This window comes from Lewinellaceae bacterium (genome assembly GCA_020636135.1).
Taxonomy (GTDB): domain Bacteria; phylum Bacteroidota; class Bacteroidia; order Chitinophagales; family Saprospiraceae; genus JAGQXC01.
Genome location: JACJYK010000003.1, coordinates 263,720 through 279,204, shown reverse-complemented (window position 1 = coordinate 279,204; position 15,485 = coordinate 263,720). Strand labels below are relative to the sequence as shown.

Genomic DNA, 15,485 nt, shown 5'->3' with positions numbered 1-15,485 from the left:
GCAGGCAAAGTTATACACAATAACTAGTGATAATAAACATACATTTTAAAAAATAGGGGATTCCCTATTATTATTACTGCTGTGAATTTGTGGATATCTTTTAATTGTATTTCTCTTTATTACAATAACTTAAATTTATTAACAATTTATCAGTTTATAAACTTTTGATAATGAGAATATTAACATAATTGTATCCTGTTGTTAATAATTAGATTGTTGAAAATTAAAGATCAGGTGAACGTCTATTTCATTCAAAAAACTCTGAATTTTATCCCGGCAAACAGCCAATAACTCATTCATATATTACATTAAAATATATTATGAAGAAACATTTGTTACAAGCTGTTGATCATTTGATTTCTTATTCACATTAATGCAATAATTCGTTAATTTTTTACACACTAAGAGCTATATATTTACAAATAATATATACATGTAATGTTAATAACTTCAATATGCGCATAGTTGCCCAAAGGGTCAGTCAGGCTTCTGTATCCATAGCCGGTCAGGTTACGGCTAAAATAAGCAATGGAATCCTCCTTTTGGTCGGAATAGAACATGAAGATGACAAATCGGATGCAGATTGGCTGGTGCGAAAAATCACTCAGTTACGCATATTTAATGACGCCGATGGAATCATGAACAGGTCGGTCATGGATACCGGAGGAGACCTGCTGGTGGTATCTCAATTTACCCTGCATGGCAGCACGCGAAAGGGGAATCGTCCATCCTACATCCGTGCCGCCAAACACGAACATACCGTACCGCTGTATGAGTATTTCATCGACCAGATCAGAGCATTGTCATCGTTGAAAGTGGAGACAGGCACATTTGCAGCTGACATGCAGGTAGCACTTATTAATGATGGACCTGTAACCCTGATCATTGACAGTAAAAGCCGAGAATAATGACTATCGAGGAAGCTCAAAGCCGGATTGATGCCTGGATACGCACGGTAGGCATCGCATATTTTCCACCGTTGACCAATATGGTGTTACTGACTGAAGAAATTGGTGAACTGGCGCGGGTGATGGCCAGGCATTATGGAGAACAGTCCTTTAAAGATCCGCAGGATGCGGCACATGCTCCTGAAATGATTGCCGAAGAAATGGCCGATATACTTTTCGTTTTAATGTGTTTGGCCAACCAATGTCATGTGGATTTGACCAGCGCACTCGAGAGGAGCCTGGCAAAGAAAACAAACCGGGATGCTTCCCGCCACCGCAACAATCCTAAGTTGAAGGGTTCTTAAAAGGAGACAGGTCCTGGGCCCTGCGGATGTAGCGCAACGATATCCAGATGCCAAATCCCAGCGTAAACAATGCACCTATTAACAGGTAATCCGAGGTATTCTGAATGATGAAAAAGTCGTAAACGCCATGCAGCAGGATGGCATAGCCGATTACATACAGAGCATGTTTCCAGTCCAGGTGATTGAATTTCTGCATCCCAAAGGCATAGCCGATCATAACCCCAAATATACCGTGTGCAGGTACGGCGGTTATACTGCGGATTAATATGGTTTCCAGCCCATAAATTGCACCATACAAGATGTTTTCCACCGTGGCAAAACCCATGGCAATGATCACGAAATAAATTATTCCATCCAGTGGCTCATTAAAAGCTTCAATTCGTTTCGGATACGCCCAAAAAACCATGATCTTTGTTACTTCTTCCACAAAACTCACCCCCAACAACGCAAAGACAAAGGCGGACCAGAGTTTTGTCTGAACCTGAGGAAACGTGTTGGAAAGGTATTCTTCCAGAAGATAAGTAATCGCTGAGGCTACCATGCCCAGCATAAAACTAAGGATAACGGGACCTGTAGGTTCTTTTTCATAGCGATCTACATACAAGTAAAATAGAAACGCAATGAACAGACCGGGAAAAAGAGACAATATGATATACCAATCAGACATTAGTAGTAAGTATAGTCAAAAAATGGCAGGTCACCTTGTCCACTCTGACAAAAGACCTAAGTTGTAAACATGTTTTCCTGGAATTAAGCCTATTTTAGTATTGCACATGACCTACGTAATGAAAAGTCAGCTACTGGAGAAACAACGACTGGAAAAAGAACTTCATCTGAAGCAGCTGCAGATCAAAAGTCTGTTGACCATCACCCAGGCCATCAATGATAATGTCAGTGCTGCCGGTTTATACAACATGTATAAGTCATTTCTCAATTGGGAAATGGGTGTGAAAAAAATGGCCCTGATCGTTAAAAATGAAGAGGAGTGGGAATGTGTTAGCAGCATCAATGCTTCGGCTGACATTTACGAGAAAAATATCGGTCCTGAATTGCTGGTTTTCCAGCGGCTTCACAAGGTCACCGATGCGGACGAAAACTATCTGCGAGAATTTGATGTAGTCATTCCCGTTTTCCATAAAAGCCTGCCGATCGCCTATGCCCTGATCGGCGAATGTGGCGATAACGAAGACATCTACTCAAAGATCCAGTTCATCACAACCATCACCAATGTGGTAGCGGTTGCCATCGAAAACAAACGGTTGTTTAAACAACAACTGGAACAGGAGCGTCTGAAACGTGAAATTGAACTGGCAAGTGAAGTGCAAAACATGCTGATCCCGAGTTCCTTTCCAAAATCTTCCCTCTATGAACTGGCCAGCATTTATAAGCCGCACTACAATGTGGGAGGAGATTACTTTGACTACATCCCGGTCAGTCCGAACCGCTTCGTGATCTGCATCGCGGACATATCCGGGAAAGGAGTAGCGGCTGCCTTATTGATGGCTAATTTTCAGGCAAATTTGCGGAATCTGACATCAACAGCAGGAAATTTGACTGAATTGGTCAGGAAATTAAATGAAAATGTCTATTTAATTACCCGCAGTGATAAGTTCCTAACTTTTTTCATTGCTCATATTGATCTGGAGCAAAAGATCCTGCGCTACATCAATGCCGGTCATACACCGCCATTGTGTGCCATGGGAGATAAGATCACCCTGCTTAAAGAAGGTTGTACCATCATAGGAGCTTTTGATCAGTTGAACCAGATCGATGAGGGCACGGTTAACCTTACGGATGAAACCACCCTGGTTTTGTTTACGGATGGCTTGACGGATTTGAAAAATGAAAATGGCCAGTATTTTGACGAACTTCAGATCAAGTCCTTTCTGAAAAAGCATCAGAACATGCATGCCAGCGATTTGAACCGATCCCTGATGGCTGAGATGGAATCGTTTAATCATGAGCAGAGTTTTCCGGACGACATTGCCGTTTTAACTTGTAAACTTTTTATTTAAAGATACGATTGATATAGTATGGCCAGGCGTGACAAAAATACTGCAGCATTTATCTCTCTGGTATTGGGCTGGATCGGATTACATCAGCTTTACCTGCGTAAGCCAGCTATGGCATTTCTGTTCATTGGACTATTGGTGTTTTTCAAATTGCCGGTGGCGGTGGTCTTTGGTTTTATTAATGCCGTCTTATTATTGATGATGTCGGATGAAGAATTCGATCGGCGTTACAACAATAATGAAACTGCGCAACAAGGACCTACCTGGGACCGGCGCCGTGATTATCAGAGGCGGACACAACGCAACGGTGATTACCGGCGTGCGGATGGGCCCTACCGGAGAAATTTTTCGCAGCCAGATCCGGTTATGCAGCGCAAATCAAATCCATTTAAGACAACCGGCGTGAAAAAATATAAGGATTTTGATGTTGACGGAGCCATCGAGGATTTCAAGCAGGCACTGGAGATAGACCCGAATGATATAGCCACCCATTTTAATATTGCTTGTGCCTATTCACTGAATGAAGAGAAAGAAAAAGCCTATTACCATTTGTCCAAAGCGGTACAACTGGGTTTTAAGGACTTGCAGAAAATTAAGACGCACGATGATCTGGCATTTGTGCGGATCCAGCCGGAATTCGATGCATTCGAAGAGAGCGGATTTACCGTAAATCCATTTACAGAGCAAAAGCAGGAAAAGGAATCAGCACAGGCTGAACAAACGAAACAAACGGAACAGACAGAAAATCTGTTGGATGATGATCTTCTCTTGAGTCAGCTTAATAAATTGAAAGAGCTAAGAGAAAAAGGATTGATAACTGAAGAGGAGTTTGCGTTGGAAACACGTAAATTGAGGCAATGATCGCTGGAGAATTACTTGCGAAAAGTTTTATCGGTGTCCAATCCCTGGAGACAGCCAGGACTGCTCTGTTATCCATGAATGATCAGTATGTCAAGCATTTGCCGGTATTGCAGGACGATATCTACCTGGGCTTGATTTCTGAAGAAGACTTGCTTAACAATTCACTGGAGGTGGAAGTCAAAACCCTGGTAAATGTCGAAAACCGGCCCCTGTTGCATCAAACCGATCACCTGTTTAAGATCATGGGCTTGTTTGCAGAAAAACAGGTGACCGTGCTTCCGGTATTGGATGAGAAAGACCAGTACATCGGAAGTCTCCTCCAGGAAGAAATCGTCGACTATTATACCAAAAGCTTCGCATACGCCGATCCCGGGAGTATCCTTGTGTTGGAGATGAACCGCCGGGATTATGAACTGGCTACCATAGCCCGCATCATCGAATCCGAAGGGGGCAAGATCTTATGCGCTTTTGTTTCCCGAAGCACCATCCCCGAAGAAATGATCTTGACCATCAAGATCGACAAAATGCAAATCAAAGAAATCAATGATACGCTGGACCGCATGGGATACAACATCCGGGCGGTGTACGAAGAAACCGCCTATTCGGACATCCTGCAGGAACGGTATGATGCGTTAATGCATTATCTCAATGTCTAACCGACTTCTTTTTTTCTCCATCGCTTTCCTTTATGTTGGGTGTTTAATCGGGCAAAGCACCTATGTCGTCATCGATGATATCCTGATCATCGGTAATAAAAAGACGAATAATTACATCATCAATCGCGAGTTGACATTTTCCGAAAAGGATACCCTGCCCGTTGTTGATCTGGCGGAAGCGATCCCTCAAAGTGAGCGAAACCTCCTCAATACCCAGCTCTTTAATTATGTATCGATCAACATCATCGACTGGAATACCCTGGAGAATAAGGTTGTCATTGAAATTGAGGTTCGTGAAGCATGGTATATCTTTCCCGCTCCCATCTTTGAATTGGCCGATCGAAACTTCAACGTCTGGTGGGTCGAACAAAACCGAGCACTCAACCGGATCAATTTGGGTGTTCGGCTGAAGTACCGAAACTTTAGCGGCAATGCCGATGAACTGAAGACCACCGTTCAATTCGGCTATACTCAAAAATACGAGATCAATTATCTGTACCCTTACATCAACCACGGCCTTACGCTGGGACTGGAAGGTAATATTCTGTATGCTCAAAACCGGGAACTAGCCTTTCAATCCGTTGACAATAAATTGGTATTTCACCGCAATGATGATGAAATATTGTTCCAGCGATTCAGGGCTAAAATTGGATTGAAATACCGGCCAAATATCTTCGCCACCCATGTATTTCGGCTCGAACACCACCGCAACAGTGTAGCTGCGTCGGTACCCAGGGAATTGAACCCCGAATATTTTGGCGGCGGCAGGACCAACCTCCAGTTTCACGTGCTGGAATATGAATTTGAATACGATGAACACGATTTAAAAATTTATCCACAGGACGGTTTTGCCCTGAAAACGAAAGTGCGTCGGCAGGGTCTGTTACCGGCGGATGATGTCCACAACTGGATATTTCGTGTAGAAGGCGATAACTTTTTCCGGTTTTCGCCCTACTTCAGTCTGGGGACCTATTCGGTCGGACAATTGACCACCAATAAATCACAACTGAACTATTATCAGTACCGTGCTCTGGGTTACGACAATGATTTTGTCCGTGGGTATGAGTATTATGTCATTGATGGCAAAGCTTTTCTGTTGTGGAAAAATAAGCTCAAGTGGATGATCTTCAACCAGGATTTGGACATCGCCCGGTGGGTTCCGCTCAAATCCATGAAGGAAATGCCGGTCCGTCTATATCTTACCGGAGGGTTTGATACCGGGTATGTGCTGGATCCCCTGTTTTCAGCGGATAACCCCCTCACCAATCATTGGCTCTGCGGACAAACCCTGGGACTGGATATGCTGGTCTATAATAACTTTGTCTACACGGTAGAACTCAGCCGGAATCATTTAGATGAGTATGGGGTATATTTACATTTTAATGTGCGACTGTAAATGAAAGTCATTCTTTTTGGTCAAACCCTGCATCCGGAAGATATTCCGGTCATACGACAGATTATCCAAACCATACAGGCAGTAAATGGATCCATTTACGTGTATGGTGATCTAATGAAAAAAATTGATGCTGTTTTACCTGAAGCGGCATCACTCAAGGTCATCCGGAGTCACCGTGAACTAAAAAAACACGAGCTGGACATGCTGTTCTCGTTGGGAGGCGACGGGACGATTCTGAAAGCAGCTACATTTATCCGGGACGCCGGGGTCCCCATCCTGGGTATCAACCTGGGACGCCTGGGGTTTCTTGCGACCATGGATAAACATGATGTTTCCAAAATCATCCCGCTATTAAATGCGAACAACTATACCGTAGAATCCAGGACATTACTGGGCTTGGAATGCAATAAACCCTTATTCGGTGATACCCAGTTTGCACTTAATGATTTCACCATCACCAAGCGGGATAATTCCAGTATGATCATGATCCGTACCTTCCTGGATGGTGAATACCTGAATACCTACTGGGCCGATGGTCTGATTGTGGCAACTCCTACCGGTTCTACCGGATACTCCCTGAGTTGCGGCGGACCGATCATCCTTCCTGATTCGAATTCGTTTGTGATCACTCCGGTGGCACCACACAACCTTACAGCCCGGCCAATTGTGGTACCGGATAATGTAACCATTACCTTCGAAGTCGAGGGCCGCACTGAAAATTTCCTCTGTACGCTGGATTCCCGCTTCGAGCCCATCACTGCCGATCATCATATATCAATAAGGAAAGCACCTTTTGAAATGCATCTCATAAAGCTGGCTCAGGACAGTATCCTGGATACCATCCGTGAAAAATTGAATTGGGGGAAAGATCTGAGAAACTAGGATCCGCAGAAACCAGAACGTTCTCTATCCCGTTTCGTAATAAAGAATACCACCTTTGCAAATTGCCTGTCCCGGACAATCCAAATCAATCGGATAGTGGACCCATATTTGGATTAGGATGGGCGCAAAAGATGTATCTTCGCACGGAAAAACTGGCAATATGACAGTTTGTGTATTCGTTTCTGCAAGGATTGTCATTATGGCATAAAAAAGCCGGAAGTGTAGCGGTTGGAACAATCTGTGAGGCAGAGATTACAATCAATCAAATCATTAGATCCTAACACATGAGTAATTTTCTCACCAATGCCCTAAAGAAAGTTTTCGGTACCAAGTATGAGCGTGATGTAAACAAATACCTGCCCATCGTAGAAGAAATCAATGCACTGGAAGATGAAATGCAGTCGCTGTCCAATGATGCATTAAGAAATAAAACGCTCGAGTTCAAAACCCGGATCGATGCGCACCTGGAAGGTATCCAGCATGACATCGAAGTACTGCACAATCAGGCCGAAGAAGAGGAAGATCAGCTTGTCAAGGAAGACCTTTACAACCAGCTGGATCAAATGCAGCTGGAGAAAAACAAACATCTGGAAGCCATCCTGCAGGAATTATTGCCCGAAGCTTTTGCAGTGGTGAAAGAGACAGCCCGCCGCTTCACGAACAATGAATTCCTGGAAGTTACGTCTACCGACCACGACCGGAATCTTGCTGCTACCAAATCCTACATACTGATCGACGGTGACAAAGCCCGCTGGAAAAATTCCTGGCAGGCAGCCGGCGGAGATGTAACCTGGAATATGGTGCACTACGATGTACAGCTTATTGGTGGGATGGTACTCCATGATGGCAAGATCGCAGAGATGGCGACCGGTGAGGGTAAAACCCTGGTGGCCACATTGCCGGCCTATCTGAATGGTCTGTCCGGTCAGGGGGTTCATATCGTTACCGTAAACGATTACCTGGCCAGAAGGGACAGCGAATGGGTAGGACCGATCTTTGAATTCCTTTTTCTGACGGTTGATTGCATTGATAAATACCAACCGCACTCACAACAAAGGATCAAGGCCTACCGCTGTGATATTACATATGGCACCAATAACGAATTTGGTTTCGACTACCTGCGGGACAATATGGTGCGGTCCCAGGAAGAGTTGGTCCAGCGCAAGCATCATTATGCCATGGTCGACGAGGTGGACTCGGTATTAGTCGATGACGCAAGAACGCCATTGATAATTTCCGGACCGGTACCGGAAGGGACAGAAGAGCAGGAATACAATGAACTGAAGCCTAAAGTTGAAAGGCTCATAGAAGCACAGCGCCGGTTAGCCACCGAATATTTAGCTGAAGCAAAGCGGCTTTTCAAGGAGAATCAGACGGGTTATGAAGAAGGTCAGGCCGGAATGTCGCTTTTACGGGCTCATCGTTCATTACCCAAAAACCGGCCATTGATCAAATTCCTGAGTGAGGATGGGGTGAAGGTCAGCATGCAGAAAGCAGAAAACTTCTACATGCAGGAGCAGGAGAAACACATGCACCTGGTGGATGAACCCCTGTTTTTCACCATTGATGAAAAAAACCGTAGTGTTGAATTAACCGAGAAAGGTTCTGAATACCTGGCCCGCGGCGAGAACGATATCCACTTTTTTGTATTGCCGGACATTGCAACGGAAATGATGAAGCTGGATAATGATTCCGGATTACCCCCGGATGAATTGACCAAGCGCCGGCAGGAAGTCATGCAGGATTTTTCGCTGAAATCCAGACGTCTGCATGCCGTCAATCAATTGCTGAAAGCTTATACCTTGTTTGAACGCGACGAAGAATATGTCGTCATAGAAGGACAGGTAAAAATTGTGGATGAGCAGACCGGCCGGATGATGGAAGGTCGCCGATATTCAGATGGTCTTCACCAGGCGCTGGAAGCTAAGGAGAATGTCAAAGTGGGTGACATCACCCAGACCTATGCTACGATTACCCTGCAGAATTACTTCCGCATGTACCACAAACTGGCCGGTATGACCGGTACGGCGGAGACCGAAGCCAGCGAATTCTGGGAGATTTACAAGCTGGATGTTGTAGTCATTCCAACCAACAAGCCAATCATCCGGGATGATCGTGAGGACCTCGTCTTCAAGACGGCCCGTGAAAAATACAATGCGGTCATTGACGAAATCGTGAACTTAAGCAATGCCGGGCGACCGGTATTGGTAGGTACCACGTCCGTGGATATTTCGGAAAAATTGAGCCGCATGCTTCAGTTGCGCGGCATTTCACACAATGTGCTTAACGCTAAGCAACACCAGCGCGAGGCAGAAATTGTGGCTGAAGCAGGTAAATCAGGACGCGTCACCATTGCTACCAACATGGCAGGCCGTGGTACTGACATCAAGTTAGGTCCTGGTGTGAAAGAGGCCGGTGGTCTGGCCATTATCGGTACCGAGCGGCACGATTCCCGGAGAGTGGACCGTCAGTTGCGTGGTCGTTCCGGACGCCAGGGAGATCCCGGGTCCACTCAGTTTTATGTCTCTCTGGAGGATAATCTGATGCGGCTTTTCCACTCTGAACGGATCGCCAAGGTCATGGACCGCATGGGCCACAAGGATGGTGAGGTGATCCAGCATTCTATGGTAACCAAATCCATCGAACGTGCGCAGAAGAAGGTTGAAGAAAACAACTTTGGAATACGGAAGCGCCTTCTCGAGTACGACGATGTCATGAACATTCAGCGGGAAGCCATCTATAAGAAACGTAACCATGCCCTGCAAGGTGAGCGACTTTCGGTTGACCTGAGCAACATGTTCAATTCGATCTCCGAATCCCTGGTGGTCAACCATCGCAATGAAGGTGATTTTGAGACATTCCGCCGCGCCAGTTTATATACGCTTGGGCTGGATCCGAAAATGGACCCCATTGCTTTCAAGGAACAGTCGCTGCAGGACTCGATAGAGGACTTCAAGGAATATGTCACCGACGATTATCGCCATAAACAGCAATATGTCCGTGATCTGCTGGTTCCGGTCATCCGGAATGTAAAAGAAAATGAAGGACAGCGCTACAAGCGTATTTCCATTCCATTTACCGACGGGGTGCGGATGTTGCCGATCTCGGCGGATATCGACCAATCGATCAAATCACAGGGTAAATCGATCACACTGGACATCGAGAAAGCAATTACCCTGGCGCTCATCGATGAAAACTGGAAAGAACATTTGCGCAGCATGGACGAACTGAAAGACTCGGTTCAGGCTGCATCGTTTGAACAGAAAGATCCGCTCGTGGTCTATAAAATGGAAGCGTATGAACTTTTTGAACAGTTCATCTTCAAAGTTAATGAAGAAGTAGTCTCCTACCTGATGAAGGGCAGGCTGATGATCGATGGGCAGCCTATTCAGGAGGCCCGCCAGCAAAAAACGGATCTAAGCAAAGTCCAGACCAACCGTAGTGAAGAAGAAGCCCGGCATCGTGCTGCGATAAGTGCCGGACGGGAAAATCAAAAAGTGGAAACCATAAGAAGAACTGAAAAGAAAGTTGGTCGTAACGACCCCTGTCCCTGCGGCAGTGGTAAAAAATACAAGCATTGTCATGGTAAATAAACACGAGTCATGGATTCGTAGGATGTTGGTTTTTCTTCCGGGGTTAGTTGGTTTTTTGCCCATGTATTCCCAGACTACGCCCCATTCCACAACTGAAATCGATCCCGGCGTCCAAAAGGTTGTCGATTGGTACCGGGATGTGAACCGGGAGAATAAGATCCTGGAAGGGTGGACCATCCAGATCTTGTCTACCCGTGATCGCCGGGAAATGGAACAGGAAAGAGACCGGTTTATTTACCGTTATCCGGAATACCGGGTCAGGCAAAGTTTTGATGAACCTTTTTATCGATTAAAAGTCGGATCTTTTACTTCGAAACTGGAAGCGCTGGCTTTACGGCAAGAATTGCAAAAGCAATACCGCAGTGCTGTTCTGGTTAAAGAAGAGATTAATAAGGAAGACTATTTCTAATGACTACACGAGGAACGGCGCCGGTCAAACACATTGACTGGCTTACTTTTTTCCTTTTCCTGAGTTTAAGTGTTATCGGCTGGCTGATGATCAATGCAGCCGAATCTTCATCGGATCCGAACTCGACCGGATTCAGTTTTAATGATGGTGCCGGTAAACAACTGTTGTTGTTATTTGTATCTCTTGTTGTCTTCTGGATCTTCTTCTTCGTGGATTTCAAATTCTGGAACACCTTTGCCTATGTAATTTATGCAATAACCCTGGCCTTGCTGGTGCTGGTATTACCCTTTGGGGACAAGATCAAGGGTGCCACTTCCTGGTTCAATCTGTTTGGTTTTTCATTACAACCTTCCGAATTCGCTAAACTGGGTACCTGTCTGGCGCTGGCCAGTTATTTAAGCTACCATAAAACCAAATTGCGCAATCGCAAACACATTTTTGTCAGCATTGGTATCATCCTTCTGCCGGCAGCATTGATCATTCTGCAGCCGGATCCCGGATCGGCGCTGGTATATTTATCCTTTTTTCTGGTATTATACCGTGAAGGCCTGACACATTGGATCTATGTTATTGCAGGTATATTTGTCACCCTGTTTATCCTATCACTCATCTATACGGTTAGCACCGTCTTTGTCCTTATTCTGGCGATATCATCTGCGATATATTTATTGCAGGAAAAAAGACACTGGGCCTGGTGGCTTACCTATGCTGCACTTGCTGTTGCAAGTGTGGTCGGCCTGGGGCTGGGCTGGCAACAGGAACTCATCGGGGCACATACCATCTTTTTAATGACCTTGCTGATCCTGGCATTTCGGAAAGCCCGCTTTCGCATCCTGATTTTGGGGATTCCGTCTATCCTGATTTGTCTGGGATTCAGTTATATGTCCCGGTTCATGTTTGACCGGGTACTGGAGCCACATCAGCAGGATCGTATCAATGTGTGGCTTAGGCCTGAACTAAGTGACCCGCGAGGATCTATGTACAATCTGTCTCAGTCAAAACTTGCCATTTCTTCGGGTGGATTTCAGGGTAAAGGTTATTTAAAGGGGACATTGACCAAATTGAATTACGTGCCGGAACAATCCACCGATTTCATATTCAGCACGATCGGTGAAGAACAGGGCTTCCTGGGAAGTTTTGGTATCATCGCCATGTTCCTTATCCTTCTCGTTCGGATTACCATGATCGGTGAGCGGGCCAAATCTTCGTTTACGCGAACATATGCTTATGGCCTGGCAGGCATCCTGTTCATCCATTTTTTCATCAATATCGGCATGACCATGGGACTTGTACCGGTTATTGGCATTCCGTTGCCTTTCATCAGTAAAGGAGGATCCTCCTTGCTGGCATTCAGTATGATGATGGCAATATTACTTAAGCTGGATATGGCAAGGTACGCCTACTGATTATGATTTCATTCAAGGTCAACAAAGAAGATCCGCATTCTCAGGCGAGAGCAGGAATACTGGCAACTGCACATGGTGAGATCCCCACACCCATATTTATGCCGGTGGGCACCCTGGGGTCGGTCAAAGGACTCAGCCAGGAAGAATTGATGCAGGATATCCAGGCTTCGATTATTTTGGGTAATACCTATCATTTGTATTTGCGTCCGGGTACGGAAGTATTGCAGGAGTCGGGAGGATTACACCGGTTTATTGGATGGGATAAGCCCATCCTGACGGATAGTGGCGGATACCAGATCTTTTCGCTGGCGGATATGCGTAAGATCAAACCGGAAGGTGTGGTTTTCCGATCGCACATTGATGGCAGCAAACACCTCTTTACACCTGAGAATAATGTTGAAATCCAACGCGCTATTGGTGCAGACCTGATCATGGCATTTGACGAATGTACGCCCTACCCGTGTGATAAAAAATATGCCCGTAAGTCTTTGCAGATCACGCATGCCTGGTTGGAGCGGGGATGGAACCACCACTTGCGGACACCGGCTACATACGATTACGACCAACTTTTTATCCCGATCATTCAGGGCTCGGTCTATCCTGACCTGCGCCTGGAAAGTACGGAAGAGGTATTGCGGTATGATAATCCGGTGTATGCGATCGGTGGACTATCGGTAGGAGAACCCCATGAAGATATGTATGCCATGACCAGGGAAGTATGCAGCCGGATTCCCGTGGATCGCGGCAGATACCTGATGGGTGTCGGGACACCGGAAAACCTGCTGGTCAGCATAGGCCTGGGTATAGATCTGTTTGATTGTGTCCTGCCTACGCGTAATGCCCGGCACGGCTTGCTATATACTTCCGAAGGCGTGATCAATATCAAGAATGCAAAATGGAAAAATGCTTTCGAACCCATCGACACAGACAGCGGTGTGACTACCTCCGCTCGTTATTCGAAAGCATATTTGCACCATCTGATCCGGACCGGTGAAATGTTAGGTGCACGATTGGCTTCCATGCAAAACCTGGGATTTTTCCTTTGGTTGGTCAAGACGGCTCGTAACCATATCTTGGAGGGCACCTTTTCTGATTGGCAGCGATCGATGTTGCAAAAAGTGGTAAAGCGGTTGTAATGGGCATATTGGATGCATATCTGATGAAAAAATACCTGAAGACCTTTTTCTTCACGGCTTTCCTCTTTTCCATCATTGCGGTAGTGATAGATTTTAGTGAAAAGGTGGAGCGTTTCGTTGAATCCCCGGTTACCACACATGAGATCCTGCTTCAATATTATCCAACGTATCTGCCGGACATCAACAGCATCCTGTGGCCACTGTTCGCCCTGATATCGGTTGTGTTCTTCTGTTCCCGGATGGCCAAGAACTCCGAGTTCGTAGCTATGTTTTCCAGTGGATTCAGCTTTATGCGTATCAGCCGTCCCTTCCTGATGGGAGCAGCGGTGATCGCCATGTTACTCTATCTGGGGAACCATTATTTTTTACCAAAGACGAACCGGATCAAGCTGGACTTTATGAACAAATACATCGAGCGCCAACAGGCCAGTACCCGGGTGCGGGCTACACACATGTTTATTTCTCCAGACACGAAAGTCTACATTAACAGCTATAATACCCTGGACACAACGGCCAACGATTTGCGGTTTGAAACGTATAAGGACAATAATCTGGTCAGAATTGTCATGGCTAAGCGGATGCAATACCAGGGGCCTCCCAATCATTGGCTGCTTACGGACCTGGAGACCAGGGTGTTTAATGGCACGAAAGAAACCTTTGAAATACAACGTAATGCGCGCATTGATACTACACTGAATATTTATCCTGAAGACTTTGTGTCATGGCAGAATGACCAGAAACGGCTTACTTCCCCACAAATTGAAGACTATCTGGAAAGGGCTAAGTTCAGGGGATCCGGGAATACCCGGCCATTTGAGATCGAATACTACAAAAGGACGGCGGATCCGGTTTCCATCTTCATTCTGACCATTATTGGCGTTGCAGTGGCTTCACGCAAGGTAAGGGGAGGCACCGGTCTCCATTTGGCTCAAGGTGTCATGATCGGCTCACTATATATCTTTTTATCCCGCTTCTCAACCACATTTGCCATGGACCCCAAAGTTACTCCCTGGCTTGGTGTGTGGGCTCCCAATCTGGTGTTTGCAGTGGTGGCGTGGTTCATGGTCCGTCGGGCACAGGAGTAGCCTTTGTTATGGAAAGGTTAAATAAATGGCAAATACTGTTAAGAAATTTCAAAAATTTTTGAAAGGGCAAAGAAGCACAGATAGAAAAATACATCTTCAAACTCCTGATTAACAGGATGTTAATAAGCTTATTTAGAATTTGTCTTAAAAAAGACAAGCATGCAAGTAAAATCTTGTTTAACTTCAACCCATGACTTGATTAACCTTCAGTTGTCTTTTGTTTAAGTATATCGTAAATTTGTTAGACAAAACTAAACTATATGTCCACCATTGAATTCAACCATCAATTGCTGAAATTAACCAATGTGCTTCATGCCTTTGCGTATAATTTGACCAAGGATGTTGAAGAATCTCAAGACCTGTACCAAGAAACGGCTTTCCGGGCATTAAGTAACAAGGATAAATTTGTTCCAGGCACCAATTTCAAAGCCTGGATCATGACCATCATGAAGAATATCTTCATCAACAATTACCGGAAGAAAGTAAAAGCAAACACCATCATTGACACGACAGATAATCTCTATTATCTGAATTCAGGTACCACCATTATTTTTAATAGTGCGGATACCAAGATCATGATGGATGAGTTGAACAGCATGATCGTTGACTTGGATGACAGCATTCGTATTCCCTTCGAAATGCACTATGTCGGTTACAAGTACCAGGAAATTGCGGACAAACTAGGTTTACCGCTGGGTACGGTCAAAAGCCGTATTTTCTTCGCCAGAAAGGCGCTTAAAAATCAGATTCAAAGAAGGTATCCTTCCATTTACGATACCCGTAGCAAAGATTAATTC

At 45.3% G+C, this 15,485-nt stretch carries 14 protein-coding genes; 13 read left to right on the top strand and 1 reads right to left on the bottom strand.

The genetic code is table 11. The features are described from left to right. Nucleotides 1–455: 455 nt before the first annotated feature. Together H6570_20435 and H6570_20430 are read left to right on the top strand one after the other, a co-directional pair. Nucleotides 456–908 (top strand): D-tyrosyl-tRNA(Tyr) deacylase, encoded by a 453-nt coding sequence (locus H6570_20435; GenBank protein ID MCB9321659.1) that lies wholly within the window; start codon nt 456–458, stop codon nt 906–908. Beyond that, the gene (locus H6570_20430) at nt 908–1,252 is read left to right on the top strand and encodes a nucleotide pyrophosphohydrolase (GenBank protein ID MCB9321658.1); all 345 of its coding nucleotides are present in this window, start codon (nt 908–910) and stop codon (nt 1,250–1,252) included. The genes H6570_20435 and H6570_20430 overlap by 1 nt, the downstream gene beginning before the upstream one ends. Here the strand turns inward: H6570_20430 and H6570_20425 are convergent. Continuing rightward, the gene (locus tag H6570_20425; protein ID MCB9321657.1) at nt 1,233–1,919 is read right to left on the bottom strand and encodes a PrsW family intramembrane metalloprotease; all 687 of its coding nucleotides are present in this window, start codon (nt 1,917–1,919) and stop codon (nt 1,233–1,235) included. The genes H6570_20430 and H6570_20425 overlap by 20 nt on opposite strands. A gap of 106 nt (nt 1,920–2,025) precedes the next feature. On the opposite strand from H6570_20425, the gene H6570_20420 reads away from it, so the two are divergent. The 11 genes from H6570_20420 (at nt 2,026) to H6570_20370 (ending at nt 15,482) form a co-directional block, all read left to right on the top strand. Beyond that, a complete protein-coding gene (locus H6570_20420) occupies nt 2,026–3,267 on the top strand; it encodes a PP2C family protein-serine/threonine phosphatase (protein MCB9321656.1) in 1,242 nt (413 codons plus the stop codon). 18 nt (nt 3,268–3,285) lie between these two features. Further along, on the top strand, nt 3,286–4,125 hold the full coding sequence (locus H6570_20415) for an SHOCT domain-containing protein (GenBank protein MCB9321655.1): 840 nt from the start codon (nt 3,286–3,288) through the stop codon (nt 4,123–4,125). Then, nucleotides 4,122–4,781, top strand: coding sequence for a CBS domain-containing protein (locus H6570_20410; GenBank protein MCB9321654.1), 660 nt, complete (start codon nt 4,122–4,124; stop codon nt 4,779–4,781). The genes H6570_20415 and H6570_20410 overlap by 4 nt, the downstream gene beginning before the upstream one ends. After that, nucleotides 4,774–6,177: a BamA/TamA family outer membrane protein gene (locus H6570_20405; protein ID MCB9321653.1), complete on the top strand. Its 1,404-nt coding sequence runs from the start codon at nt 4,774–4,776 to the stop codon at nt 6,175–6,177. Before H6570_20410 ends, H6570_20405 begins: the two co-directional genes overlap by 8 nt. Further along, a complete protein-coding gene (locus tag H6570_20400; GenBank protein ID MCB9321652.1) occupies nt 6,178–7,059 on the top strand; it encodes an NAD kinase in 882 nt (293 codons plus the stop codon). Between the two features lie 284 nt (nt 7,060–7,343). Further along, nucleotides 7,344–10,652 carry a preprotein translocase subunit SecA gene (secA, locus tag H6570_20395; protein MCB9321651.1) on the top strand — a complete coding sequence of 1,103 codons (3,309 nt, stop codon included), beginning with the start codon at nt 7,344–7,346 and terminating at the stop codon, nt 10,650–10,652. After that, nucleotides 10,642–11,061 carry an SPOR domain-containing protein gene (locus tag H6570_20390; GenBank protein MCB9321650.1) on the top strand — a complete coding sequence of 140 codons (420 nt, stop codon included), beginning with the start codon at nt 10,642–10,644 and terminating at the stop codon, nt 11,059–11,061. Before secA ends, H6570_20390 begins: the two co-directional genes overlap by 11 nt. Continuing rightward, nucleotides 11,061–12,467: a rod shape-determining protein RodA gene (locus H6570_20385; protein MCB9321649.1), complete on the top strand. Its 1,407-nt coding sequence runs from the start codon at nt 11,061–11,063 to the stop codon at nt 12,465–12,467. The genes H6570_20390 and H6570_20385 overlap by 1 nt, the downstream gene beginning before the upstream one ends. A 2-nt stretch (nt 12,468–12,469) precedes the next feature. Next, on the top strand, nt 12,470–13,603 hold the full coding sequence (gene tgt / locus H6570_20380) for a tRNA guanosine(34) transglycosylase Tgt (protein ID MCB9321648.1): 1,134 nt from the start codon (nt 12,470–12,472) through the stop codon (nt 13,601–13,603). Next, complete coding sequence (locus H6570_20375) at nt 13,603–14,688, top strand: LptF/LptG family permease (GenBank protein MCB9321647.1); 1,086 nt, start codon at nt 13,603–13,605, stop codon at nt 14,686–14,688. Before tgt ends, H6570_20375 begins: the two co-directional genes overlap by 1 nt. 260 nt (nt 14,689–14,948) lie before the next feature. Beyond that, entirely contained in the window at nt 14,949–15,482 is a 534-nt protein-coding gene (locus H6570_20370; GenBank protein ID MCB9321646.1) for an RNA polymerase sigma factor, read from the top strand. Nucleotides 15,483–15,485 lie beyond the last annotated feature (3 nt).